General features: G+C 63.5%; 32 protein-coding genes and 1 tRNA gene. 10 read left to right on the forward strand and 23 right to left on the reverse strand.

What is annotated here, in order from left to right; all coding sequences use genetic code 11:
• Positions 1–7 precede the first annotated feature (7 nt).
• Positions 8–226: a hypothetical protein gene (locus tag IVA93_RS18340; protein WP_026233474.1), complete on the reverse strand. Its 219-nt coding sequence runs from the start codon at positions 224–226 to the stop codon at positions 8–10.
• A 199-nt stretch (positions 227–425) separates the two neighbouring features.
• Between IVA93_RS18340 and cysK the strand changes: the two genes are divergently transcribed.
• Together cysK and IVA93_RS18350 are read left to right on the forward strand one after the other, a co-directional pair.
• Entirely contained in the window at positions 426–1,403 is a 978-nt protein-coding gene (gene cysK / locus IVA93_RS18345) for a cysteine synthase A (RefSeq protein WP_018457976.1), read from the forward strand.
• A gap of 3 nt (positions 1,404–1,406) precedes the next feature.
• Entirely contained in the window at positions 1,407–1,649 is a 243-nt protein-coding gene (locus tag IVA93_RS18350; protein WP_007610629.1) for a BrnA antitoxin family protein, read from the forward strand.
• 75 nt (positions 1,650–1,724) lie between these two features.
• Here the strand turns inward: IVA93_RS18350 and IVA93_RS18355 are convergent, their stop codons facing one another.
• Positions 1,725–3,155, reverse strand: a complete 1,431-nt coding sequence (locus IVA93_RS18355; RefSeq protein ID WP_018457974.1) for a caspase family protein — start codon at positions 3,153–3,155, stop codon at positions 1,725–1,727.
• A 204-nt stretch (positions 3,156–3,359) separates the two neighbouring features.
• Complete coding sequence (locus tag IVA93_RS18360; protein ID WP_247370356.1) at positions 3,360–4,235, reverse strand: DMT family transporter; 876 nt, start codon at positions 4,233–4,235, stop codon at positions 3,360–3,362.
• 150 nt (positions 4,236–4,385) lie between these two features.
• Here IVA93_RS18360 and IVA93_RS18365 point away from each other — a divergent pair, with 150 nt between their 5' ends.
• Entirely contained in the window at positions 4,386–4,784 is a 399-nt protein-coding gene (locus IVA93_RS18365) for a RidA family protein (RefSeq protein ID WP_247370361.1), read from the forward strand.
• Positions 4,785–4,836: 52 nt separating this feature from the next.
• Here IVA93_RS18365 and IVA93_RS18370 read toward each other — a convergent pair whose 3' ends face one another.
• The 3 genes from IVA93_RS18370 to IVA93_RS18380 form a co-directional block, all read right to left on the reverse strand.
• On the reverse strand, positions 4,837–5,382 hold the full coding sequence (locus IVA93_RS18370) for a hypothetical protein (protein ID WP_247370363.1): 546 nt from the start codon (positions 5,380–5,382) through the stop codon (positions 4,837–4,839).
• Positions 5,327–5,671 carry a hypothetical protein gene (locus IVA93_RS18375; RefSeq protein WP_018457970.1) on the reverse strand — a complete coding sequence of 115 codons (345 nt, stop codon included), beginning with the start codon at positions 5,669–5,671 and terminating at the stop codon, positions 5,327–5,329. Before IVA93_RS18375 ends, IVA93_RS18370 begins: the two co-directional genes overlap by 56 nt.
• Before the next feature lie 199 nt (positions 5,672–5,870).
• Positions 5,871–6,458 carry a formyltransferase family protein gene (locus IVA93_RS18380; RefSeq protein ID WP_018457969.1) on the reverse strand — a complete coding sequence of 196 codons (588 nt, stop codon included), beginning with the start codon at positions 6,456–6,458 and terminating at the stop codon, positions 5,871–5,873.
• Positions 6,459–6,645: 187 nt separating this feature from the next.
• On the opposite strand from IVA93_RS18380, the gene IVA93_RS18385 reads away from it, so the two are divergent.
• Both IVA93_RS18385 and IVA93_RS18390 read left to right on the forward strand, forming a co-directional pair.
• Complete coding sequence (locus IVA93_RS18385) at positions 6,646–6,933, forward strand: hypothetical protein (protein WP_247370365.1); 288 nt, start codon at positions 6,646–6,648, stop codon at positions 6,931–6,933.
• 337 nt (positions 6,934–7,270) lie between these two features.
• Positions 7,271–7,507 carry a hypothetical protein gene (locus tag IVA93_RS18390; RefSeq protein WP_247409285.1) on the forward strand — a complete coding sequence of 79 codons (237 nt, stop codon included), beginning with the start codon at positions 7,271–7,273 and terminating at the stop codon, positions 7,505–7,507.
• Between the two features lie 3 nt (positions 7,508–7,510).
• On the opposite strand, the gene IVA93_RS18395 is transcribed toward IVA93_RS18390, so the two are convergent.
• From IVA93_RS18395 to IVA93_RS18410, 4 genes are all read right to left on the reverse strand, one after another.
• Positions 7,511–7,813 (reverse strand): hypothetical protein, encoded by a 303-nt coding sequence (locus IVA93_RS18395; protein ID WP_247789898.1) that lies wholly within the window; start codon positions 7,811–7,813, stop codon positions 7,511–7,513.
• A gap of 91 nt (positions 7,814–7,904) precedes the next feature.
• Positions 7,905–9,953 (reverse strand): acetoacetate--CoA ligase, encoded by a 2,049-nt coding sequence (locus IVA93_RS18400; RefSeq protein WP_247370369.1) that lies wholly within the window; start codon positions 9,951–9,953, stop codon positions 7,905–7,907.
• 118 nt (positions 9,954–10,071) lie between these two features.
• On the reverse strand, positions 10,072–10,299 hold the full coding sequence (locus IVA93_RS18405) for a hypothetical protein (protein WP_018457964.1): 228 nt from the start codon (positions 10,297–10,299) through the stop codon (positions 10,072–10,074).
• Between the two features lie 155 nt (positions 10,300–10,454).
• Positions 10,455–10,676 carry a hypothetical protein gene (locus IVA93_RS18410; protein WP_018457963.1) on the reverse strand — a complete coding sequence of 74 codons (222 nt, stop codon included), beginning with the start codon at positions 10,674–10,676 and terminating at the stop codon, positions 10,455–10,457.
• A gap of 140 nt (positions 10,677–10,816) precedes the next feature.
• Between IVA93_RS18410 and IVA93_RS18415 the strand changes: the two genes are divergently transcribed.
• Both IVA93_RS18415 and IVA93_RS18420 read left to right on the forward strand, forming a co-directional pair.
• Positions 10,817–11,926, forward strand: a complete 1,110-nt coding sequence (locus IVA93_RS18415; protein WP_026233470.1) for an AI-2E family transporter — start codon at positions 10,817–10,819, stop codon at positions 11,924–11,926.
• 145 nt (positions 11,927–12,071) lie between these two features.
• Entirely contained in the window at positions 12,072–12,458 is a 387-nt protein-coding gene (locus tag IVA93_RS18420; protein ID WP_026233469.1) for an NUDIX hydrolase, read from the forward strand.
• A gap of 1 nt (position 12,459) precedes the next feature.
• Here IVA93_RS18420 and IVA93_RS18425 read toward each other — a convergent pair whose 3' ends face one another.
• The 4 genes from IVA93_RS18425 to IVA93_RS18440 all read right to left on the reverse strand — a co-directional run bounded on the left by IVA93_RS18425 (position 12,460) and on the right by IVA93_RS18440 (position 13,943).
• Entirely contained in the window at positions 12,460–12,744 is a 285-nt protein-coding gene (locus tag IVA93_RS18425; protein ID WP_247370377.1) for a Zn-ribbon domain-containing protein, read from the reverse strand.
• Between the two features lie 104 nt (positions 12,745–12,848).
• Positions 12,849–13,076 (reverse strand): hypothetical protein, encoded by a 228-nt coding sequence (locus IVA93_RS18430; protein ID WP_018457959.1) that lies wholly within the window; start codon positions 13,074–13,076, stop codon positions 12,849–12,851.
• Between the two features lie 133 nt (positions 13,077–13,209).
• Positions 13,210–13,452, reverse strand: a complete 243-nt coding sequence (locus tag IVA93_RS18435; RefSeq protein ID WP_007590794.1) for a hypothetical protein — start codon at positions 13,450–13,452, stop codon at positions 13,210–13,212.
• Positions 13,453–13,772: 320 nt separating this feature from the next.
• Complete coding sequence (locus IVA93_RS18440; RefSeq protein ID WP_018457957.1) at positions 13,773–13,943, reverse strand: hypothetical protein; 171 nt, start codon at positions 13,941–13,943, stop codon at positions 13,773–13,775.
• A gap of 489 nt (positions 13,944–14,432) precedes the next feature.
• Between IVA93_RS18440 and IVA93_RS18445 the strand changes: the two genes are divergently transcribed.
• Positions 14,433–15,095 carry a hypothetical protein gene (locus IVA93_RS18445; protein ID WP_085384044.1) on the forward strand — a complete coding sequence of 221 codons (663 nt, stop codon included), beginning with the start codon at positions 14,433–14,435 and terminating at the stop codon, positions 15,093–15,095.
• Positions 15,096–15,273: 178 nt separating this feature from the next.
• Here IVA93_RS18445 and IVA93_RS18450 read toward each other — a convergent pair whose 3' ends face one another.
• Positions 15,274–15,633 (reverse strand): hypothetical protein, encoded by a 360-nt coding sequence (locus tag IVA93_RS18450; protein WP_143273397.1) that lies wholly within the window; start codon positions 15,631–15,633, stop codon positions 15,274–15,276.
• Between the two features lie 161 nt (positions 15,634–15,794).
• On the opposite strand from IVA93_RS18450, the gene IVA93_RS18455 reads away from it, so the two are divergent.
• Positions 15,795–16,001 (forward strand): hypothetical protein, encoded by a 207-nt coding sequence (locus tag IVA93_RS18455; protein WP_026233466.1) that lies wholly within the window; start codon positions 15,795–15,797, stop codon positions 15,999–16,001.
• Positions 16,002–16,084: 83 nt separating this feature from the next.
• On the opposite strand, the gene IVA93_RS18460 is transcribed toward IVA93_RS18455, so the two are convergent.
• The 7 genes from IVA93_RS18460 to IVA93_RS18490 form a co-directional block, all read right to left on the reverse strand.
• Positions 16,085–16,267 (reverse strand): hypothetical protein, encoded by a 183-nt coding sequence (locus tag IVA93_RS18460; RefSeq protein WP_018457954.1) that lies wholly within the window; start codon positions 16,265–16,267, stop codon positions 16,085–16,087.
• A 68-nt stretch (positions 16,268–16,335) separates the two neighbouring features.
• Positions 16,336–16,527 carry a hypothetical protein gene (locus IVA93_RS18465; protein WP_018457953.1) on the reverse strand — a complete coding sequence of 64 codons (192 nt, stop codon included), beginning with the start codon at positions 16,525–16,527 and terminating at the stop codon, positions 16,336–16,338.
• A gap of 47 nt (positions 16,528–16,574) precedes the next feature.
• Positions 16,575–16,958 carry a hypothetical protein gene (locus tag IVA93_RS18470; protein ID WP_085384048.1) on the reverse strand — a complete coding sequence of 128 codons (384 nt, stop codon included), beginning with the start codon at positions 16,956–16,958 and terminating at the stop codon, positions 16,575–16,577.
• 100 nt (positions 16,959–17,058) lie between these two features.
• Entirely contained in the window at positions 17,059–17,427 is a 369-nt protein-coding gene (locus IVA93_RS18475) for a hypothetical protein (protein WP_247370379.1), read from the reverse strand.
• 674 nt (positions 17,428–18,101) lie between these two features.
• A tRNA-Lys gene (locus IVA93_RS18480) sits at positions 18,102–18,177 on the reverse strand.
• Between the two features lie 315 nt (positions 18,178–18,492).
• Positions 18,493–21,168: a glycosyltransferase gene (locus IVA93_RS18485; protein WP_247370381.1), complete on the reverse strand. Its 2,676-nt coding sequence runs from the start codon at positions 21,166–21,168 to the stop codon at positions 18,493–18,495.
• A 214-nt stretch (positions 21,169–21,382) separates the two neighbouring features.
• On the reverse strand, positions 21,383–21,973 hold the full coding sequence (locus tag IVA93_RS18490) for a beta-1-3, beta-1-6-glucan biosynthesis protein (RefSeq protein WP_247370384.1): 591 nt from the start codon (positions 21,971–21,973) through the stop codon (positions 21,383–21,385).
• Positions 21,974–22,302: 329 nt separating this feature from the next.
• Between IVA93_RS18490 and IVA93_RS18495 the strand changes: the two genes are divergently transcribed.
• Positions 22,303–23,862: a glycoside hydrolase family 17 protein gene (locus IVA93_RS18495; RefSeq protein ID WP_039800292.1), complete on the forward strand. Its 1,560-nt coding sequence runs from the start codon at positions 22,303–22,305 to the stop codon at positions 23,860–23,862.
• Here the strand turns inward: IVA93_RS18495 and IVA93_RS18500 are convergent.
• Positions 23,822–24,202, reverse strand: coding sequence for a hypothetical protein (locus IVA93_RS18500; RefSeq protein ID WP_018457946.1), 381 nt, complete (start codon positions 24,200–24,202; stop codon positions 23,822–23,824). The two genes, IVA93_RS18495 and IVA93_RS18500, sit on opposite strands and share 41 nt — an antisense overlap.
• Positions 24,203–24,261 lie beyond the last annotated feature (59 nt).

A 24,261-nucleotide genomic window follows, 5' to 3' on the forward strand; every position in this document is an offset into this window, starting at 1 on the left:
CAAAACGTCAGTTGCAGACGAGGCGCTGCTTGACGGAGTGCTTGGTCACGAAGCCGTAGCCGCAATTGTCGCAGGTCCAGAGATAGCTGATCACGTGTTCCGACAAATACGCAGAACCTTCGGCGGCGATCATGGAGTCGGCGCAGACGGGACAGGCCGGCAACTCACTGCAACGCGGAGCGCGGTTCGGTGCGACGGTCGACAACACTTCAGCGACTGCTGACATCGTGGTGACCTCCCAGCTTGAGACCTAAGTCTAACATAAGCAGAATCAGTTGACGAGGTCGCAACACAAATGCGTTGGTTTTCTGATAATTATTGCTCACGCGATTTTGCGATGCAGCGTATTTAACATGTAACGCAATCTCGCTTGCGTGTCGCCGCAGGCTGTCTAGAAGCACAATCGTCGCCACAGGGAGTTCATCATGGACGCATCGTCCACCACGGGTGCAGCGCACCAACCCGGCCGCGGCCGGATCTATGACTCGATCGTCGATGCTTTTGGCGACACGCCGATCGTGCGCTTGCGCCGGCTGCCGGGCATGCATGGCGTGAACGCGACCATTTTGGCAAAGCTTGAATATTTCAATCCCGCCGCAAGCGTGAAGGATCGCATCGGCGCGGCCATGATCATCGCCATGGAGAAGGCCGGAATCGTCAAGCCCGACACCGTGCTGATCGAACCGACCTCCGGCAATACCGGCATCGCGCTGGCCTTCGTCGCGGCGTCGCGCGGCTATAGGCTCAAGCTGGTCATGCCGGAGTCGATGTCGATCGAACGCCGCAAGATGCTGGCCTTTCTCGGCGCGGAGCTGGTGCTGACACCGGCCGCGCAAGGCATGAAGGGCGCGATCGCGACGGCCGAAGAGCTGTTGAAGACGACGCCGAATTCGGTGATGCCGCAGCAGTTCAAGAATCTCGCCAATCCCGAGGTGCACCGCCGCACCACCGCGGAGGAGATCTGGAATGACACCGCCGGCAACATCGACTTCTTCGTCGCCGGCGTCGGCACCGGGGGCACCATCACCGGCGTCGGCCAGGTGCTGAAGCCGCGCAAGCCCTCGCTGCGCGTGGTTGCGGTCGAGCCGGAGGAGAGCCCGGTGCTGTCGGGTGGCCAGCACACGCCGCACAAGATCCAGGGCATCGGTGCGGGCTTCGTCCCTGACATTCTCGATCGCTCGGTGATCGACGAGATCGTCAAGGTCAACTCGACGACGGCGATCGAGACCTCGCGGGCACTGGCGCGGCATGAGGGCATTCCGGGCGGCATCTCCTCGGGCGCCGCGATTGCCGCGGCCGTCGAGATCGGCAAGCGACCCGAAGCTGCGGGAAAGACCATCCTGGCTATAGTGCCGTCCTTCTCCGAGCGGTATCTTTCGACGGCTCTGTTTGAGGGAATCTAGGACATGGCGGATCAACCACCGAGGCGGCCGCGGACGTTGGGCGACGCCAGGACGGAGGCCGAGGCGGCGTTCAAGAAGGTGACGGCGAAGGTCGCTGCGGCGCCGCCAAAGCAGAACGTGGCGCCGGGGGTCAAGGAGCAGGTCACGCTGCGGATCGACCAGGACGTGCTGGAGCATTTCCAGTCCGGCGGGCCCGGCTGGCAGGACCGCATCAACGAGGCGCTGCGAAAGGCCGCCGGGAAGTAGACGCCAAAGCTTTGGTTATTCGTAACGAAAAAGCCCGGCGCGAGCCGGGCTTTTGTATCTGCGATTGGCCTCGCCTCAGCGGCGGAACATGCCGCCCATCATGCCGCCGACGACACCGCCGACGAAGGCTGCGCCGGCAGGATCGCCGCCGCTGCTGCGATGGGGAGCAGGTGCGGGCGCGCTGCTGGCCGCGGGGGCGGCGGCCCGGCGGGCTGCCTTCTGGCTGTTGTCGCTCGCGGTCGGCGGGCCGGCCACGACTTCCGAAAGCAGAGCCTTGTGCTGGAGCTTGTTCAGGTAGCCAGACGCGGGATAGCCGCGCGCCGCCTGCCAGCGCTTGAGCACCGACCGGGTCTCGTCGCCGAAGACGCCTGTCTGTTTGTTGTCGAAGCCGAGCCCGCCCAGGCGACGCTGAACGTCGCGGCGCTGGTTCTTGTCGAGGCCGATTTGGTCCTCGGTAAGCTGGGTGGCCTCTTCGGTGAAGGTCGCGGGATCGACGCCAGCGGTGAGGGTGCGCGTCGCGGTCGAGGGGCCGCTCTTGATGGCCGCGAGGCGTGCCAGCGCAAGCGCCTTGAACTGACCGTTCGGGTAGGCGGAGAGGTAAGCGTTGAGCTCTTCCGACTTATTGCTCTCCTTGACCGAACGCCAGTATTCGAGCTCGACACCGTCCGAGCTGCCGCCCGTCGCCATTGGCACGCTGCCAGCAGCCGTCGGTGCCGCATTGGCGACCTGCGTCGTCGGAGCCTGGTTGAGATAGACCGCGCCGGTCAAATTGGTGTGGCCCCAGGGCAGCTGCCCCTTGTGGGTCTCCTCGTTGACCTGGGCGCGGACCGACGTCATCGCCTGCTGGATCTCGACACCAGGCTTGGTGATGTTGTCGATGAGCGCACGGGTGAACGGGCTGTTGTTGCCCTCTTGGCCGTCGAGCGCGGTCTGGCCCGGGCCGGTGGCGAACGCGATCAGCGTGCCTTCGCCGGATTTCATCTCGGCAAGACCGCTCTGCACGTTGACGCTGCGGGTCGCGGAGTTCGATTTGATCTTGGCGGCGAACGGATTGTCGCGGCAGGCGTCAAGGAACACCAGCTTGACCTTGGCGTCGCCCATGGTCTGCTCGAGCGTCAGATCGATGTTGATGGCGGCACCGAGCTTGACGTCCATCTCCGACTTGATGTCGGCGTCGACAGGCAGAAGATAATTGGAGCCGCCGACCGCGATGCCGTGACCGGCATAATAGAACACTGCGACGTCGGAGCCCTGCGCCTTGCGGCCGAAGTCCAGCAGCTTCTCCGTCATCTGGTCGCGCGAGAGGTTCGAACCTTCGATCACCTCGAAGCCGACATTGCGCAGCGTTGCCGCCATCGCCTTGGCGTCGATCGGCGGGTTCGGCAATTGTGCGACGTTCTTGTAGGTGCCGTTGCCGACGACGAAAGCAACGCGGCGGTCGGCCTTCGCGGCACTGACCGACAGTGCCATGCACATCAGCGACGCGAGGAGGGTGAGAGTGCGCATCTGGAATCCCCAACAGAATCGAAATTGCAGGCAGCAACGAATTGGCAACGAACTTACATGAAGTGCCCGCCTCGGCGCCACCAAAACGGCAGTTCGTCGCGTTCAACCCGCTGCTGTGTGGCAGAATGTGCACGATGGAATACCCTTCCAACGTGATCCAAATCACACGGCCACTTGGTTTTGTCGCGCGAGGCGGCGCGAGGTTCAGCGCGCGGGAGCAGGATCTGCCGGAGCTCGCTTTAGATTCAGGAGATTGCCGAACAGGATCAGCGCGGCGCCGACCACCGTCCAGGTGTCAAGCCGCTCCGAATACAGCAGCCAGCCAGCGGTCGCGGTCAATGGAACTCGCAGGAAGTCCATGGGAACAACGATGGTCGCATCCGCATAGCGCATCGCGCTGGCGAGGCAGTAGTGCGAAAACGTGCCGCAGACGCCGATCACGCCGACCCACGCCCAGACATAGGCTGAGGGCCACGTCCAGACGAACAGCGTCGGAATGAAGCCTGCGACCGATTGCACCACCAGCATCCAGAACAGGATCGACAGCGCGCTTTCGGTGCGGGTCAGCGATTTGACGAGCACCATGGACACCCCAAAGCCCATCGCGGCGCCGAGTGCGATGAGTTGACCGGGATTGATCTCGCCGGTGGCGGGTCGGACGATGACGATCACACCGAAAAGGCCAAGCGCGATGGCGGCGATCTTCCACGGCGTCATGCGCTCGGAGAGAAGGCTCGCTGCGAGCAGCGCCGTCCAGATTGGCATGGTGAACTCGATTGCCACCACCTGGCCGATCGGGATCAGCGTCAGCGCGAAGAACCAGCCGAGCTGCGCAACATAGTGCACCAAATCGCGCCCGATGTGCTGCGGCAGGCGCGACGTCCTGAGCACTTTGAAGCCGCCGGCCCCATAGATGAACGGCGAAAGCAACAGGAATCCTAGCAGCGAACGCACTTCCATGATCTGAAATACATTCAGCTCGCGCGTGGTCTCGCGTCCGGCGACCGCCATGACCAGCATCAGCGACAGCCAGCCGGCCATCCACAGGGCAGCCATCGTTTTGGACGGTGTCGTGTTCATCGGCGCGGGTGTGAGAGGCGAGGTCTTGAGGGAAGGCCGGTATCGGCGACATCCTCGCCGTTTGCAACGGTCAAATCTGCCGGTGCAGCGATGCAGGGCGCCGTGCTAAGGCATCAGTGAACAACGAGAACAATCGGGAGATCTTCGCTCATGCACATCTTGCAGCCGGCCGAGTGGAAAAAACCGCGCGGCTTTTCCCATGGTGTCGTGGTCGAGGGGCCGGGCCGCTGGGTGGTGCTGGCCGGGCAGACGGGCGGCGACGAGACCGGCAATTACGCGCCTGACATGGCAGCGCAGGTCGGGACCGCGCTGAAGCGGATCATCAAGCTCCTGGGCGAGGCCGGCGCCAGCCCCGAGCATATCGTCCGCCTGACCTGGTACCTGACCAGCCGCAGCGAATATGAGGCAGCCGGGGCCGGCATCGGCGCGGCCTGGAAGGAAACGCTGGGGCGCAATTTCCCGCCCTCGACCTTGCTCTACATCGGCGGCCTCGTGGATGACCGGGCCAAGGTCGAGATCGAGGTCACGGCGTTCGTGCCGGACACATAAAAAATCGACCCGGCGAGATCGCCGGGTCGATTGTCAATCTACTCGTATCGGCTTAGCGCGACAGCGAGATGTTGGCGCCGCGGAACTGGCTGTCGGCGCGCATCGTGACGTTCTGCTTGTTGCCGGACGTCTTCAGCGAAATGTTGGCGTTGAAGCCGGCAGTGGAGGCGAGCAGCTCATAGTTTCCGCCGGCCCCGCGACCCGAAAGGGAGCCGCTGATATTGCGGCTGGCCTCGGACCAGCTGCCCGCGATGGCGCTGCCTTCAGCCTTGACGTTGGCGCCGAGGTTGAACTTGTAGGCGTCGCTGGCGCAGGTCAGAGACAACTCCATGGTCGGTCCGATCGGAGCGTATTTCGCCCGGCAGCGGATCCGTTCGGTCGAGCCGTCATCCAGGGTGACCGTGCCTGAGCCGCTCCAGTTGCCGGCCAGCGGGGCGAACGGGCCGGACTGGGCCTTGCTCTCGGAGTTTGCAATTCCGGCGGCAAACATAACGGCGGCCGCGATCAGCAGCCGCCGGCCCACACCGCTCGTCACGATTTTTCTATTGGCGCGATGCTTCCCACCGCCCGCTGCACGGTATGCCTGCAGATGCTCCATTCCACTTCCCCGATCCGGCGTTGCCGCTGAGTTGACCGTTGGCATATGCACCATTGATCGAAACTTTCACAAGTCCCCCGCTGCCGATGGTGCCGGAAACGTTAGCGCCGGGCGCGGTGATCTTGCCGTCGGCAACCGTCAGCAAGGAGCTCGCGGTCGGCTCGCAGGTGCCGCTCTTGGTGACGATGGTGACGTGCCAGTTGCCGTCATAGGGGGTCTGGGCAAAGGCGGGCGCGGCGAGGGTGGTAACTGAGGCGGCACAGAACGCCGCAATGCGAGCAAAACGCATAAAATCCGTCCTTGAATTTGTCTGATATGCTGACCCTTATTCGGGCCAAATGTGACGGAAATTTGGTGCAGTGCCAAATCGAAAATTGTTCCTGTGGGAACAATGGTTTATTTGGGTTTCAGGCTGGGATTCTTGAAGCAAAATCAATGCCCCGTCACGTTAAGAGTAAACGTCAGGAGATCGACTCAGGAAAAGGGCCTCAGGAAAGACTTGGCGCTGAAGTCGCGAACTGCTCGTCTTGAGTCTTGGACGGCAGCGCCTTGTGGACCTTGGCATAGTCGATCACGTCGGCCAGCAATTTGAGCCCGAGCGGGGCGAGCGCGCGCTCCCACAGTTCCCGCGCCGTCTCGCCCTTCTTGACGAAGCACCACTCCTGGGCCGCAATGGCGCCAGCGTCCATGCGGTCGGCGAGGTGATAGATCGTGCCGCCGGCGATCGGATCGCCTTCCTTGATGGTCCATTCCACGGCCGCCTTGCCGCGGTGACGCGGCAGCAGCGAGGGATGATAGCCGATCCCGCCCAGCTTCGCTGCCTCAAGCGCGTCCTTGCCGATCCGGGCGTGGCTGTGCGCGGTGACGATCAGATCGGTGTCGGGGGCGATCTCGGAGGCCACCACCAGTTTGGGATTGGCCTGGACCACGACGTCGATGCCCGCCGCCTTGGCTGTTGCGGCGAGACGATCCTCAGCGTCGGCCACCACGACGCGCACGATCGAGACACCATGCTCCCGGAGCATGTTCAGGGTGGTCACGCCGAAATGGCGGGAGCCGACAAGAGTAATGCGCATGGGTGTCCGATCCGTCTCGCAACTGCGTCATCTCCCGATAACACGTCCGGACGTCCTGTCACCACCCGCGCTGGGTTTGCGCCGGTTATCAACAACGCGCCGGGCGAGGCTGCGCGATGAATTCCGCGATTGCGGTGTCGGCCGGTCCGGTGCTTCCATGCGCATGGCATCGGCTCGGAGTGAACGCATGCGGAGCGCGTGGTTTGTCCTTCTCGCGGCCTTGGTTGCAACCACTTCGGCGCGCGCTGGCGGACCGCCCTATCCCGTGGTTCCGCCCGAGGTCGGGGTGGCGCCCTTCATCGGCCCCACCTGGTACACCTATCGCTGCGCGGAAGGGCCGGTCACCAATTTTTATCACGGCGCCTATTACGGCCAGGAGCCGCCGGCGCTCTATCGCGGCTACGCGTACCGGCCGCATTACCGCTACAGCGCCTACCGCAGGCTGCCGCGCAAATATTTCTGCGTCACAGACTAGCGTTGCCGCGCCGCCACGGTGGTGCGGCGAGTGCCGACGGCCGGTTCCTGTGTTTCGTTTTTAACAGAGAGACCCAGGATTTGCCGTTAGAACGTGGACCGACCGGGGCTGGCGACATTTCAACCCGCATCCGTTTTCGAACCCGGATTTGGCCGCTGGCGTGATCGCCAGCGGCTTTTTCATGCTCGGCCATCACGAAATCATCTGACGGTAACGTGATCTCAACCAGCTTGGCGTATCGACGAATCCGTCGCGGATTTGTATTGCCTACCGCGACACCGAGATTGTCGCGCCGGCGCGGGTGCGCCGTGCGGGCTTTTTCGCCGGGACCTATTTCATGCCGAGCGCGATTGAGCAGATCGTCGACGTCTATGTCCGGCTGAAGAACCGGCGCGGCCTCGACGAACTGATGATGCACAGGCAACGGCTTGCAGTCGATCTGAAGAGCAGGTCCGGCTACGACTTCAGCCTGCCGATCGGCCAGATCGACGAGGAGATCGCGATCATCGAAGCCGGCCTCAGCCGGTTCAAGTCGGGCGATATCGCCGCGACGGACGACGGACGGCCAGTTTGACGTTCATTCGCGCCGGCCACCGTCGATGACGGTGAACAACGGCCGCGCCTGGGTCGGCTCGACCAGCAATTCCTCCACCAGCGCGGTCGCCGCATCGACATATTTGCGCGTCGGCTTGTCGAGGGGACGCGTGGCCTCGTCGTCGAGCGCGACTTTGGCGGCCTCGACCAGCTTGCGCATTCGCGCCGCGTGGTCATCGCCCGCCGTCAGCGTCGCGCGGGCCAGCGAGCGCAGCACGAACAGCTCGCCCTCGAGGCGGAGCAGACGGTCGTTCAGCCTGGAGAGGACGGCGTTGAGGTCGGCCATGGCGCGCGTTCGTTGCGGAAGATGCATCCTGCTCTAGCGGCGATCGGTGAACGGAGTCCAAACGGCATCGGCGCAATTGCGGCGATCTCCCTCAAGTCTCGCTCCGCGCCAGATAGTCGCGTGCGAAGGCGAGATACCAGTCGAGGCAGGCGGGATTGGCCATCGCCTCCCGGTTGATGACCTTCTCGACGGGCTGGCCGAGCAGCAGCTTCTTGATCGGCAGCTCCTGCTTCTTGCCCGAGAGCGTGCGGGGAATTTCGGCGACCGCAAAAATCTCGTTGGGCAGGAATCGGCGCGAGAGGCCGGCCTCGATCGCCTTGTTGATCTTCGCCTGCATCGCGCCGTCGAAGGCGACGCCTTCGCGCAGCACCACGAACAGGGGCATGTAGCTGTCACGGCCGAGATATTCGAGATCGACGACGAGGGAATCCAGCACCTCCGGCAAGGCCTCGATCGCGGAATAGAGTTCGCTCGTGCCCATGCGCAGGCCATGCCGGTTGATGGTGGCATCGCTGCGGCCATAGATGATGCAGGAGCCGTCCGGGTCGACCTTGAGCCAGTCGCCATGCCGCCACACCGGCCCACGGCCGGTGCCGTCGAAATTGTCCGGATAGGTCTCGAAATAGCTCGCGCGATAGCGCGCACCGCCCTTGTCGTTCCAGAAATAGAGCGGCATCGACGGCATCGGCTCGGTGCAGACGAGCTCGCCGACCTCGCCGATGACGGCGCGGCCCTGTTCGTCAAAGGCTTCCACGGCAGCACCCAGCAGACGGCACTGCATCGCGCCCGGCGTCTGCGGCAGTTCGCGATTGCCGCCAATGAACGCGCCGGCGAAATCGGTGCCGCCGGAGATGTTGGCCCACCAGATATCGGCCTGCGCCTTGCTGCCGTTGGTCTTCGACAGGCCAGCGAAGCGGTTGTTGAACCAGGCTTGGGTGTCGGCGCTCAGCGGAGAGCCGGTCGAGCCGAGACATCGAAGCTGTGAGAGATCACCGGCGGCGACGAGGTCGACCTCGGCCTTGGCGCAGTTGGCGAAGAACGCGGCGCCCGCGCCGAAGAAGGTCGCTTTCGACTGCGCGACGAAGCGCCACAGCGTGGTCCAGTCTGGCTTGTCCCTGGCGCCGCCGGGGCTGCCGTCGAAGATGCAGCAGGTGGTGCCGCTGAGCAGGCCGCCGACCTGGCTGTTCCACATGATCCAGCCCGTCGAAGAGTACCAGTGATAGCGCTCGCCGAACGAGTTCTCGTGGTAGGAGCAGCCAAGATCGTTGTGCAGGCCGAGCAGCGCCAGCACCACGATGATGATACCGCCATGGCCGTGCACGATTGGCTTCGGCAGGCCGGTGGTACCGCTGGAATAGACGATCCAGAGCGGATGATCGAACGGCAGCCAGGCCGGCTCGAACGCGTCGATCTCCGCGCCGGTTGTTGCGATAATTTCGGAGAGCAGGGCGTCGGCCGCTGCGGGCGCGGCGGCCTCGCTGTGCAGGATGACGTGCTCGACCGTCGGCAGCGACCGCCGCAGCTCGGCGAGGACGTCTTTGCGATCGTGCCGGCGGCCGGCATAGGTGACGGCGTCGCAGGCAATCAGTACTTTCGGTTCGATCTGCTTGAAGCGGTCGATCACGGCGGGCGCGGCCATGTCGGGCGCGCAGAGGCTCCAGATCGCGCCGATGCTGGCGCTCGCCAGGAATGCGATGATGGTCTCGGGGATGTTGGGCAGATAGGCGGCGACGCGGTCGCCGGGCTTGATGCCTTTTTCTTTCAGATGCAGCGCGAGCGCAGCCGCCTTGCGCCGCAGCTCCGGCCAGCTCGTCTCGCAAAGCCTGCCGTCCTCGCCACAGCTGACGATTGCGGGCAGGCCGGCGGCGTCAGCCGCGTCCACGTGGCGGAACACCTGCCGGGCATAGTTGACCTGCGCGCCGGGAAACCAGACCGCGCCGGGCATCTTGCGCTCGGTGATCACGGCGGCAAACGGCGTCGGCGATTGCAGATCGTAATAGTCCCAGATGGCGTGCCAGAACCCGTCGAGATCGCGCACCGACCATTGCCGCATCTCCTCGTAGCTGTCGAAGTTGAGGCCGCGCTTCTCGGCGAGCCAGGTGCGGTAAAGGGCGATCTGGGGAACGAAGGGTGAGGTCATTGCGTGTCGGCTTCAGTTGCGGGGCGGAGAGTTTAACCGTTGCCGCAGAGTAGCAGAAGCCGCAGTTCGGGCAGGGGGCGTTGACGGGAGTAGCTGGTCTGGGTCCGGTGGAAGCAGTCTACCCGCCGGCTCCGGCCCAACGCCTTCCGAACACGGGTGGCTTGGTTTTCACCGCTTCCCAGCCGAAGAAATGATGTTTGCCGGACCATGTGTGCACCACGCCGCTGCAGATGCTGCACTTGAAGGTGCCGGAATGCGCTTCGGCGTGCTCCTCCCTTGTCGCCGTGTAGTTCATGCTGCAACCCGCGCAGGTGAATTCTTCGATCGTCCAGATGGTATTGGCCATTGCACCGAAGTGGTTTGAGGGACCTCGATGGAAGCGTAGGTGCACGCCTTTGCATCGACGTAAACCGGTCGGCCGAAATCCGGTTAATCACCGTTAGCCAAGCCGGCATCACGTCGCGCACCTTGCCGGCGCTCGCCCACGGCGCCGCCGCAAGATCAATCGCCGGTCCGGATGCTTCGCATGTCCCGGTCGATGCACATCTGCACGCGCCTGATGGCGAGCAACGGCAGCCTGCCTTGCACGCGCCCGGTGCGGGCCCTGTCGCCGACGGCATAGGCGTAGCGCCAATAGCCCGGTGCGCCGTTTGGCTTCAGCGAAAAGCGGATGCCGCGGTGAATTCCCGCGTGTGCGACGGGCTCTCTGGGGCGGCGTGCCATCGTCTCGGAATGCAGAATGGCCCGATGCGTTCCTAATCGCCGGCTCGTGCCGGCCCGGCGTCTTGACGCCGGGTGCGCGGCTGGCAATAACGCGGGGCCGCGCAAGTGCCGGAACCCGCGTCAATGCCGCAAGGAAAGCCGTGCCCGTGAAAAGTCTGCGTCAGCTCCTGACGGGCGAGGACATCATCCAGCTCGTGATCCGCGTCGGCCTGCTCGGCCTGCTGATCATCTGGACCTTGCTGATCATCCGCCCCTTCGTGCCGATCCTTGCCTGGAGCGGCGTGCTCGCGGTCGCGTTCTACCCGGCCTTCAGCTGGGTCGCCAAGATCCTCGGCGGCCGGCCCAAGACCGCAGCGGCGATCCTGACCCTGATCACGCTCGGCATCGTCATCGGTCCTGCGACCTGGCTCGGTATCAGCGCAGTGGACGGAGTGCGCGAGCTGGCGCACCAGCTCGGCACCGGCGACCTCGCGCTTCAATCGGCGCCGGAGCAGCTCAAGTCGTGGCCGGTCGTTGGCCCCTGGTTATTCGACCTCTGGGAGCAGGCCTACAACAACATCCGCGCAGTGCTCCGCGAGGTGGCGCCGTATCTCCAGCCGCTGGCGGGACCGCTCTTGTCGCTCGCGGGCGATGCCGGCGTCGGCACGCTCCAGTTCCTGGTCTCGGTGTTCGTGGCCGGCTTCCTGTTTCCGCACGGGCCGCGGCTGGTTGCGGCCGGCCGCGGTTTCCTGTTTCGCATCGTGCCCGAACAGAGCGAGCATTTCCTGGGGCTCGCGGGCGCGACCATCCGCGCCGTGGCGCAAGGCGTGATCGGCGTCGCGATCGTGCAGGCATTGCTCGCCGGCATCGGCTTCAAGCTTGCCGCGGTGCCGAGCGCCGGCCTGCTCGCCTTCATTGTGCTGCTGCTCTCGATCGTGCAGATCGGCGCCTTCCTGGTGCTGCTGCCGGTGATCATCTGGATCTGGACCGCCAAGGACGTCACCACCGCGCTGCTGCTCACCGTGTTTCTCGTCCTCGTCGGTTTCCTCGACACCATGTTGAAGCCGCTGGTGATGGGGCGCGGCCTGACCACGCCGACCATCGTCATCTTCGTCGGCGTGATCGGTGGCACGCTCGCCCACGGCATCGTCGGCCTGTTCATCGGCCCGATCATCCTGTCGGTGGCCTGGGAGATGATGATGGCCTGGATCAGGACGGAGGACCGGGCAGAGGCGGGGGCAAGGGCGGGCACAGCGGCGGGCGAGGGCTGATCTGGCGCCTCGAACGGCGGGATCGGCCTGCCGGGTTTAATCAGATCTGACGGCCTTGGCCCGGGTGATCAAGATCCATCCGGAACTTGTCTATCCGACTAGACAAGTTACCATGGGCTCGATTCTATTTTCGATTACGGCGGACATGGCGAAGTCTTCCAAACTGGTTGCCGCCAAGCGCGGCAAGGTATTGTTGGTCAGACGCCGGTCGGACGGCCTGTGGATGTTTCCGGGCGGCCGCAAGCGCGCGCGCGAGTCCGACAAGGACTGCCTGCGGCGGGAGATCAAGGAAGAGCTGCCCAAGCTGAAGCTCGGCCGGATCAGCCTCTGGAAGGAAGTGACGGCCAGGAACAAGCGTTCCGGCCGCAAGATGAGCGACGCGATCTTCATCGCCAAGGGCGCCAAGGGCAGGCTCGCGATCGGCGACAAGCACGAGATCGACCGCGCCGTCTGGCAGAAGCCGCGCGGCATCCGCCTAACGCCGACCTCGCGCTATATCCGCGACCGCCTGTTTCCGCGGAAGCGCGGGTGAGCTAGGCCTCCTCGTCGTCCTCCGACGAGAGCTGTATCCGTCCGGTGTGGGCCCGCGAAAACGGTTGCGGCGCGGACATTCTGGCCATTTCGGCTTCGCGCTGCTCCTTGCGAGCCTTGCGCGCGCGCTTCATGGCCTGCTTGACCTGAGGGTTCGGTGAATCCTCCGCGAAGAACAGCACCACCTCGCAGCTCGGACATTGCCTGGAATAGCCGTCCTGCAACCGTCCCGCGCGGTCGCGGAATACGGTCTTGCAGCGCGTGCACTGAATCTGGACGAAACTCATGCGCGGTCGATCGACAATGACTGATGAAAATGGATCGTCAGGTGATCCCAAATGTCTGAAGAAAGCTTGAACGCGTCGGCGACACCAAGCCGCTCGATCAGGCGCTATTGCTTGGCCGCCATCGTGTCCAGGCAATGGTTGAGATAGACGGTGCGATCCCTGGGCAGCACCTTCTCGAGATCCGCCTTCAGCGCGCATTCGCGCTGCCGCATCTGCTCGGCCCGCCGCTTCTCGGCCGCCTCGCGATATTCGGGAGCAACCTTGTTGGGATCGACGAGAGCCTGCGAGCGGGCGGGAGCCGTCACGGCGAGTGCAATGGCGGTGATGATCATGAACTGTTTCAAATGAGCCTCCGTAAAAGGCTCATCCTAGCGCTCGGGCGGCGAGGGCTCAAACGGCAAGTTCGCCGAGACGCCCGGCAGCCCAGTTGATTCAACTACCTGAAGTTGGGACTCGTGACGTCCGTCACTTCGGGACGTGGTCGATCTTGTGGCCGAGATGCCCGGTGTCGTGATCGCGCCGCAACTGGCTCAGCGATGTCTCGTTCAACTGATGCAAGACCTCGCTGAGTTCAGTCGTATCCGGATAACCGGCAGCAAAACCCTTGCCGTAGATCTTGCGCAACGTACCGACCAGCGTGTTGCCGTGCTTCTTGCTGATCGCGCCATCCTTGTCGCGGTGGCGATGATCCAGGCCCGTGTCCTTCATGGCTTTCTCCCTGAGCGGCGTCTGCGCGCCTGGAGAGAGCGTGCTCCCAAACGAGTTGATTGGCAACGGCACGGCGCGCGGCAGTTGAGCCTCGTCAAGATGTGGAAAGATCGAAGGCCGTGTGAAGCAGTTCACAAGCGATGGTCGAGATCGCTGCTACGAAGGCCTCATTGCTTGACCGATTGATATTTTGAAAACGCCCCAGCGCTCCACCAGGCGCTGGGGTTTTCACGTCGATCACCGCCACGGCCAGAGCGCGCGGCGCGCGATCGGTCGGGTGCTTTTCGAATGATGCCGAAGGCTGGTGCCGAAGGCGGGCGCTACGCGGCTTGCTCCTCGAACGAGGTGTAGACCTGGCCACCTGGACCGATCACCTGAACGCCCCAGCACCCGTCGGCGATGAGCTCCTTGGCCTTCTTGAGGGCGGCGGCGAGTGACAGCCGCTTGAGGCTGACGATTCCTGCCGTGTCGAAACCGCTGATTTCAAACATGCCGCTCCTCCCTGTTTTGTCGAATCCTACACTTTTTGAGCGGGTTGTCTCGCGGCTTTTGGGACAGGGGCCCGGCGCACGAGCAGGCGATGGCCAAAATCGCGAAAACAACCCCATGCACAGTAGCTAAGTCCCGCTGGCGCAACGCTTTCTTTTTGGCACATGGCGGTCCTGCATCCGGCGGAGACGCCGGGTTGACGCGTCGGGCAAAACAGGGGTCGTCTGCCAACTTCGGAAAATCCGCTTCGGACCAGGGCGGCTTCCCGGGATCGGGAGGAGCTCGCGCACCGGCCTGCCTGTCATGACCCTCGCACGACCCCGTAGTCGGCCGGGGGTGGCGGGGTCTGCAGCAGGCCGCGGCCGCTAACGTGGAATTAAGCTGAAAAGCCCACAATTTTAGACAGTTGTAGATGGGTGCTGCGTAAGGGAGCTGTCGCGAGGACGTTCCGGCGACGGCTTCCTGTTGCTCGCTCATTTGGGGTCAATGCCATGACCGCGACTTTCGAAACGCAAGGCCTTGTCGAACAGCTCGACCCTGCAGCACTGGCTGCGGCCATCGCCGCCGGCGAACCCGCAAGTTTGGACGCTCCGGAACCGATCAAGCGATCCAGCCGGACGTCCGTCATGGCGCTGTCGGTGTGTGCCCTGGCCATCAACGGCGCCGCGGCGATCTACACATGGCCGTCCGGCCTGCCATCGCTGAATCTGAGCAGCCTGGCTGATCTGCTCCCGCGCCAAGAGGCTTCAGCGCCAAAGCCGGATCCGGTTGTCGCGGCCTTGAAGGATATTCAGTCGACCCAGCAGCAACACACGGCTTCGCTGCAGGAGAGCAATCAGGCCTTGCAACAAAACGCGGCTGTGCTGCAGGCGGATTCGATGGTGCTGCTTTCGCTGCGGCAGAGCATCACGGACGAACGGGTGGATGTGAAGAAGGTATCTTCGCAGCTGTCCACGCTGATTGCGAAGATCGACTCGCTGCAAAATGCCATGATGTCGGACGTCACGTCCTCGGTTCGAAGAGCGCATGCGCGCTATGGACTGTCCGCAGCGATGCGCAAGCGGATGGTTCGGCAGTCGAAATCTGCAGGTCCCGTTTCAGTTGGAGGAGCGCCGTTGAGCGTGCCTGCCACAGTTTCGGGCCCGGAGAGCTGAAGATAGGGTCAGGCAGGTGATCTGAGACTTTGTCCGCGCTCACTTGGCGGGCTCACGTGAGCGCGGCTTTTTACCCGACTTGGAACTACGGAATGCTGGTGACAGTGCTCTCCGGCACTGTCACCGCGAATCCTAAGAAGCGATGATCCGGGGCCCGCCGGTTTGCCCTGAGGGTCTTTCAATAGTAGCGGCGCCTCGGACGGCGCTCGTAATAATCATCGCCGTAATAGCCTTGCCGGCCCTGTTGAAACTGCGGCGGAACCGTTCCGGTCGGGTAACACTGGCCGTCGCGGGTATCGATATCGGCACCGTTTCCGCAAGGAACGGGATAATGGCCATAGCCTCTACCGCCACCATAGTACTGCCGTGCGGCCTGTTCTTGCGGCGGCAAGTAGCCGTTGGGGTAGCACATGCCGTCGCGGGCGCTGACGTCCCAGCCGTGGCCGCACGGCGGTGGGTGCACAGGGACACGGTATTGAACCTGATGAACCTCACCGAGCTGTAGAGCCAGCAAGGTTGCGACAACTGCACCGATCATCGGACTTCTCCCAATCGCACTATGCCTACGCCTGAGCGGCTGAATGATCGCTGAACGGGTTCACGCCGGCGATCTTAACCTCACTTTAGGAAATCGTTGTTCGGCGGCGTGCCGTTGGGTATAAAGGGAGCCGCCGTTAGCGTCAGTTGCGTCCGTGAGTCATGATTACCTATAAGCAGTACCATATCCAGCAAGTCGAGCACGGCCCCAAGCGCTGGGTTGCTCGCATCACGCGGACAGACGGCCAAAACATCCGCACGATAATGCCGGCGACTGAGCGTCCCTACCTCGATACGAAGCCGACAGCGTCCGCCGAGGAAGCCGAGGCGCTCGCCAAGGAAGGCATCGACTTCGGCGGCGTGGTGTAGGCGGTCATCGCGGTCGACTGCCATTCGTTCGCGAACTCGCCGGTGGCTTCATCCGCCTCCGCAGCCGGCTTTTCACCCGAAAACTATTGTGGCTCGGTTGGCTTGTCTCGCTCATGGCTCTCGGCTTCGGCGGCCGCGCACGCATCCATGCCATGGCATTTGCTCAGATAGTACCGGGCGCCTGCGAAGATCGAGCAAACAATCACCACGGAAACCAGCAGGAAGATCATCCACCGTCGGTTCAACATTCCCATGACCTTCTGCACCCTCCATCCGAGCAGCCCGTTCGCCTGACCGGCCCAGCCAGGCGAGGCGAAGGGTCGATAAGCTCAAATCAGACCTTGCGCTTCGGATTCAGTCTAGCCTCACGCTCCAGCCGCTCGGACTTCAGGCGTTTGAGGTTTTCCTGAAACTCCGGAGTGGCTTGGCTGTCCGCTATTGTCTGTCTCGATCCTATCGGATTGAGGGTCCTTCGATCGGCTTCGTCCGCGACTTGTTGCGCGGCCGACCGTTTGGGTTTGATCATCTGCTTTTTGCCTTCAGGCGAGATTGACCAGGCGGGCGCCGGTCAATTCATTTTCGATTTGGCCGGTCGCGTCGAACATTCTGGAATTCCTCGGGTCCCTTGACGAGCCGCCGCTTGCGGCTGGCCTGGTCATCCGGGCTCGCTTTGTTGTCTTTGAGCTTGTCGATCGCATTACCCGCCATTTCCCGAGCCCGCTCGGACGAGGCCTTGGCGGTAGACGTAACCGCGAGGGCGGGGGCGGGTTTGCCCAAGCCAATATCAACCAGCCGACGGATGGATTCAGAGCGAGCCGGAGTGTCTTCCTGCCCCGACGCCCATGCGTCGATCTGAGCGACAGTCGCCTCCGGCCAGCGCGTGCCGATCTGGACGCCTTGACCAGTAGCGGGGCGGCCGCGATGCTTTTTGGCACGAATCTTTTTTGCTGGTTTCATTTTATTTGGTACCAAAAAATCATGCCGAAGGGAAGCGCGAACTTCCGACGGCTGTGCCTGTTTAGTGCACTGGCACCGCAATCCCCACGCAACATCACGATCACAGATTGAACTCAGGCGGCCCCCGTAGAGGAAGCGCCAGTTGTACAGCAAAAGGTCGGGAAGCATTTGCTTGGACGAAGGCCTGCAAAGCCGGCGTGATCTCGCTCCTCGTGACACGCTCGGCAAGCTCATCTGCGATCTCGCTGGTGGCATCGCGAGCCCAGCCCTCGATGGCGTTGAAGGCGACGATACGGACGGGATACGCGTACTGCCCGGAGAGTAGGTCGCGGATGATGGTCTCGATGTCGGTATCCTGCTCGTCGGTCTCGCGCCAGGAGCAGCCGGCGCGCGCGCCGAAGTCTTCCAGCACCAGGTAAATCTCCCGGTCGAGCCGATCCAGCGGCACAATCGACGGCGCATGACGCATGACGCAACTCCTACTCAAGAGGAGCAATCGTTCGACTGTCCGTTCGTTCCGCCCGGAACTCAGGCCGATAGGCAAATGAAAGAGGCGGACGTTTGAGAAGCGGCCTTACTTCTTTGGCAGAAGTCCCAAGACGAACCATTGAGCCGGAAACAGTGGAAACAGCAGCGCTCCCCAGATGAACCAAATGCGCCTAGACCGGCCTCTCTGTGCCGCGAAATTGGCGGTCACGCGCCCACACCACATCATCAGGGTGACAATGACCAAGCCAAACATGATTGAGGCAAGCATGGAGTGGCTCCTGCCGATGGTCCTTTGGTTATCATATAGGATTGGCCTGTCGCCGGGGAGAGAGCGCAAATCAAGGTTGCGCGCTTAAGGCGGGGACGACCGGCGCCGCTTTACTTTACTTGTTCTCTGGCTCCGGTGACGAGGCGGAGCCCGGCGTGCGGGACGTCGGCACCGTCTGAGAGAGCGGCAACTGAGGCGGCCTATTTGGGGCGGAATGGCTTTGGGCACACCAGTTTTCCGGAAGAGTCTCGTCGGCAAGCGCCGACATCAAAGCGCCGCTCATTTGCGGCGGCAGGACGCGTCGGCAGCGGAATTCCAGCTGCCGACACAGTGCCGACATGGAGCTTTCTGTCGAAGTTGCGTTTGGGATTACTGCTTCATTGTGTTGGTGAGCGCGCTGGGGCTCGAACCCAGGACCCCGTGATTAAAAGTCACGTGCTCTACCGGCTGAGCTACGCGCTCCCATGGCCGCTGATGGCTTCAAAGAAATCGCCATCGTCTTCGGTCATTTGGAAAAGCATGTCTTGCCGCCACATCGACGCAAGCGTTGCGGAAAAACCGGCTGTTTCCGGATCATGCTTTCGGCCCGCGCTGTGTAGGGGGATGGGGCGCGGAGGTCAATAGCTCGGGTGGTTGCCGAACTTGAAGGCAACAGCGGGAATTCGCTCGCCGTTTCCAATGCTTGAGCCGGGATTTTCAACCCGAATGGCGGCCGTCATCCACGCCGAAGAAGCCGCGACGTCCGCCCACGGGACGGATGCCACGTTCGGAGCCCCGTCAGTTCGCTTCCCGCCGGACCTCGCTCGGCACCGGCACTTGCTGCGGCGTGCCGGCGGGGGTGGGTAGCGCGACCGGGCGCAAGCCGATCAGCTCGGCGGTGCGGATCGCGCTGTCGCGCCAGAACTGGAACGAGTTGATGCGGCTGAGCTCGAGGATGGCGATGGCGACCGCGGCCAGGAACGGCAGGCTCTGCAGCACCAGCACGCCGGCGAAGATGTAGATCTCGGTGATCTGGCGGTAGCTGTTGGAGGCCACCAGCACGCCGGCGCCGATCAGGAGCAGGGCGCCGATCACGGCCTCCCAGAACGCCTGGAACTCGATCGACATCCTGGACAGGCCGCCCTTGGAGGTGCGCGCGAACGCAATGTGCTCGGTGATCAGTCCCTGCGCCACCGCGCGCGACACCGTCCACTGCACGCTCATCGCCGCGATCATCGCGCCCAGCATCTGCCCGGGCTTGATCGCGACGCGGGCGCGGTACATCGACAAGAAGTGTACGAGCGAGACGATGAAGGCGCCGATGATCGGCAGCGTCAGGATCTTGTCGGGGATGGCGATGTCGGCGAAGGCGACGATCGGCACCCAGACGAGGTTGAGCAGCGCCACGACGACGCCGAGGCTTTCGGCACCCAGCCAGTTCAGCCAGCCCAGGCCATATTCGCGCTTCTGGTCGGGCGTCAGCCGGCTCCGTCCGGGCAGGAAGTTCCGCCAGTGCTTCTTGACGATCTGGAGGCCGCCATAGGCCCAGCGGTGACGCTGCTTCTTGAAGGCCTCGTAGGTGTCGGGGAGCAGGCCCTGGCCGTAGCGGTGGTTGGTGTAGTGCGTAGTCCAGCCGAGCTGCTGGATCGAAAGGCCGAGATCGCTGTCCTCGCAGATCGTGTCGGACGACCAGCCGCCGGCCATGTTCATCGCGGCGCGGCGGATCAGGCACATCGTGCCGTGCACGATGATGGCGTTGGTCTCGTTGCGCTGGACCATGCCGATGTCGAAGAACCCGGCATATTCGCCGTTCATGATGTAGTGCATGATCGACAGGTCGCCGTCGCGATGTTCCTGCGGCGCCTGCACCAGGCCGACGCTGGGATCGGCGAACGCCGGCACGAGGTCCTTCAGCCAGTCGGGATCGACGACGTAATCGGCATCGAGGATGCCGATGATCTCGGCGTCGACGGCGGTGCGGTCCATCGCGATGCGCAGCGCACCGGCCTTGAAGCCCTGCACCTTCTCGGCGTTGATGAACTTGAAGCGTTCACCGAGCGCGCGGCAATGATCCTGGATCGGCTGCCAGAAGGCAGGGTCCGGCGTGTTGTTGATGATGACGACGCATTCGTAGTTCGGATAGTTCAGCCGCGACAGCGCATCGAGCGTCTGCTTGAGCATCTCGACCGGTTCGAAATAGGCGGGGATGTGGATCGAGACCTTCGGGCAATAATTCTCGGGCACGTCCTCGACCGGCTTACCTTTCGTGAGCAGCCGCTGCGGCGGCCGGCCGAATGCGACGGCCGCGATCTCGTCGATGCGCGCCATCGCGATCAGCACGAGGGGAACAAGCAGGATCATGCCGAGCGTGAGCGCGAAGGCCGAGCCGAAGATGAAATAGTGCCCGTTCCAGAACGCGAACACGGTGGCAGCCCAGGCGCCGACGCCGTTGGCGGTGGCCGACAGCAGGAACGCCTGCTTCGCCGTCGGCTGCTGCAGCCGCAGGATCGGCAGCGACAGCAGGATACCGACGAGGAGCGCCACACCCATCAGCTTCCAATAATCGGGATTTTGCACCGGGCCGGTCCAGGCAAATTTCGGCTCGCGGCTGGCGTTGAGGATGCCCCAGTACGGACCGACGCCGCCTTCGAAGTATTTCCAGGGCTGATCGATGGCCTCGACGATGTTGTATTCCATGCCGATGGCGTCGGCGCGGCTGACGAAGTTGCGCAAGGTGAGTGCTTGCTGGAACGGACCGGGGTCGGCGTTGCGTAAATTGTAACCCGCGCTCGGCCAGCCGAATTCGGCGATCACGATGCGCTTGCCGGGGAACAGGTTGCGTAACAGATTGTAGCGGTCGACGGCCTGGTCGACCGCCTGATCCGAGCGGAAGTTTTCCCAATAGGGTAGCACGTGGGCGGCGATGAAGTCGACGTTGGAGCCGAGGTCGGGATTGTCGCGCCAGATGTTCCAGATCTCACCGGTCGTGACGGGTACGCGGACCGAGCCCTTGACCTTCTTGATCATCTCGATGAGGTCTTCGACCTTCTGCTCGCCGCGGTAGATCACCTCGTTGCCGACGACGACGCCGTTGACGTTGCTGTTCTTGCGCGCGAGCTCGATGGCGGCCTTGATCTCGCGCTCGTTGCGATCCTTGTCCTTGTCGATCCACGCGCCGACGGTGACCTTGAGGCCGAACTCCGCCGCGATCGGCGGCACCAGTTCCACGCCGCCCGTGGACGAATAAAGGCGGATCGCGCGCGTCATCGTCGACAGCGTCTTCAGGTCGGCGCGGATTTTCTCCACCGTCGGAATGTTGTCGATATCAGGATGAGCCGAGCCCTCGAACGGGGCGTAGGAGACGCTGGGCAGCAGTCCCTTGAAGTCGGGCGCGGGTTCCTTGTCGCGCAAGACTCCCCAGAAGCCGGCGTGGAGCGCGGACACAAGCAACAGAACGGCGGCGACAACCCGCATCGCGGCTAAACCAAAAGGGGCTGAGGGGGCAGGGAAGCGGATCCGACCCCGAGATCCGACCAAGTCCGCGGCAAATGGAGCATACCTCTGCCGCGCGGTTTAACAACTGTCATCGCCTCATGACCGAATGAGGGCATGCAAATTTCGAAATTCGCAGCAGTGCCAATTGCTTCTATCGCCGATCGTTCCTGAACGGAGGCTGAAACAATCGCGGCTATTTCGGGGGCGCCGGTGACGGGCTTGCCGCCGGCGAGGGGCTCGCGGCCGGCTGCGGCTGCGCATTGCCCGATGCGGCCGCGGCCGGCTGCGAGGCCGCGGCCGCGGCCTGCTGTGGCTGCGACGCCGGGTTGATCCAGCAAGCGTGCACACGGCTGTCCAGGGTCTCGGCGACCTTGGGATCGATCTGGCCGCCGAAGCGGGTCAGGCAGCGGAAGGCGGCCTGGATGTGGCCGCCGGGGCAGCCGAAACGGTCATAGAGGTCGAGATGGCGGAATGCGGTATCGAGGTCGTCCCGCCACATCAGCCGCACCACGCGGCGGCCGAGCCAGACGCATTCGGGGTTGCCGGCCGGGCCGCTGATGACCTGGGCTGCTTCGGCGAATTCGTCGGTGCGGCGCTGATTCTGGGCGGCATCCTTGGCCGTGTCGGCGGGCTGGGCGGCTGCCTTGCTCTGGTCGGGGGCGGGCGTGCCGCTCTGGGCGGAGGCCGCGCCGATACCCATCAGGATGACAAGGGAAGAAACGGCCAAGGTGGCGGCGAACTGCCGCAGGACCGCATTTCGTAACTCGAACACCCGTTGCCGCATGAATTCCCCAATATATCACTGACCGTCCGCGTCAGGACCTTCGCGGACGCGCCCGGTGATGGCGTCCAAATGGGTCTCCAATGCGGCGGAAAAGTCCTCCCGAGTCCATGGCCTGAATCTGGAATTTTGTCCAGCAAAGTCACGATCCTAGGCCTCGGTCGAACGGCCGCAGGTAAATTCCTCAGGGGAGGGATGGATCCATAACGGAGTCACCCCCTTGGCAGACGGCGTGCTAGCAGGTAATCGACGGCCCTTCGCGGAGGACGGAACCGATTTCTCTTCGTACGCCACTGGCGCTTCTGCTCGTTTCATTGGGTGCGATCGCTGCCGTGTGGTGGTGGCTTGCCACGCCGATCTCGCTCGCGCGCGCCCCGATCGATCCCGCCGACAAGGTCCAATGCGTCTCCTACGCGCCGTTCCGCGGCGAGCAGTCGCCGCTGAACGCATGGACTCATATCGAGGCCGATCAGATCGAGCAGGACCTGCGCCAGCTCAAGGAGATCACCGACTGCGTCCGCACCTATTCGATGGAGAACGGGCTCGACCAGGTGCCGGCGATCGCGGCCCGGATCGGCGGGCTGAAGGTGCTCCAGGGCATCTGGCTCTCCAGCAACCGCACCAAGAATTTCGAGCAGGCCGCGCTCGCCATTCGCCTTTCCAAGGATTTCCCCGGGATCATCACCAGCATCATCGTCGGCAACGAAGTGCTGCTGCGCGGCGAGATGACGACCGCGGACCTCGTCTCCATCATCCGCTCGGTGAAGGCGCAGGTCAGCGTGCCCGTCACCTATGCCGATGTCTGGGAGTTCTGGCTCAGGAATCGCGAGATCTATGACGCCGTCGACTTCGTCACGATCCACATCCTGCCCTATTGGGAAGACAATCCGGTGCGGGCCAAGTTCGCCGCCTCCCATGTCGAACAGATCCGCGAGCGCATGGCGGTCGCATTTCCCGGCAAGGAGATTTTGATCGGCGAAACCGGCTGGCCGAGCGAAGGGCGCATGCGAGATGGCGCGCTGCCGTCGCGCACCAACCAGGCGCGCGTGGTCTCGGAGATCCTGAGTCTGGCGAAAGCGCAAAAATTCCGCGTCAACCTGATCGAGTCCTACGACCAGCCGTGGAAGCGCAAACTGGAAGGCACCGTCGGCGGCTATTGGGGCCTCTATGACTCGGTGCGCCGTGGCCTGAAATATCCGCCGGGCGAGCCGATCAGCAATTTCCCGTACTGGAAATGGTACATGGCCGCCGGCATGGGCCTCTCCGTGCTGGTGTTCGCGGTCGCGGGCCTGACGTTGCGGCGCAGACCGTGGACGCCGCGCTTCTCGTCCTGGCTCGGCGTGGCGATCTCGGCAACCTCGGCCGGCATTCTGCTCGGGATCGGCGCCGACAAGATGTACTACGAGAGCTACGGCATCGGCGGCTGGCTGCTGTGGGGCGCGCTGCTCGCGGCTGGCATCCTGTCGCCGATCTTCTGCGCGCAGGCGATGGTGATCGGCCGCAGCCTTCCGACCTTCCTCGATCTGCTTGGTCCGCGCGAGGGCCGGAAATGGTCGAAGCTCACCGCCGTGCTCGGCTTGACGCTGGCAGTGACGGCGGTCATCGCGGCGCAGACCGCGCTCGGATTCGTGTTCGACCCGCGCTACAAGGATTTCCCTTACGCCGCGCTGACGATGGCGGTTGTGCCGTTTGCGCTATTGATGCTGAACCGGCCGCAGATCGGCCAGCGTCCGATCGCGGAATCGGTCTTCGCCGGCGTGCTGACGCTGTCGGCGGCCTATGTGCTGTTCAACGAGGGCCGCGACAATTGGCAGTCGCTGTGGACCTGCGCGATCTATCTCTTGTTCGCGCTCACGCTGTGGCGGGCGCGGGCCGAGCAAATCCAAGAATGAGCAGGCCGATCGCCAGGCCCGACAGCACGACATTGTAGAGCACGATGCCAAGGCCCGCGGCGATGATGCCGGCGGTGAGCAGCACGATGGACGGCCGCATCAGGTTCAGCGTTGCCACCACCAGCGCGACGATGCCGAACACCGAATTCTTGAACAGCACGGTCGAGACCGAGCGCGCCTTGCAGACCAGGGTCTGAAGCCCGGCGTCGCAGGCGAGACCGACCTGCGAGTTTTCGATTCCGAGATAGCGCAGATAGAGCGCATAGCCGACGCTGGCGAAGCCGACGACGATCAGGAACTGCACCTGGTAGGGCGTGAGGCGGAAGGGCTTTTTTGTCATGGCGGCAATATGGTCGGGATGGTGGAACGGGGCAACAGGGGAGGCGCAAGTTTCTCGCG

The sequence above is a fragment of the Bradyrhizobium sp. 155 genome (assembly GCF_023101105.1).
Lineage (GTDB): Bacteria > Pseudomonadota > Alphaproteobacteria > Rhizobiales > Xanthobacteraceae > Bradyrhizobium > Bradyrhizobium canariense_D.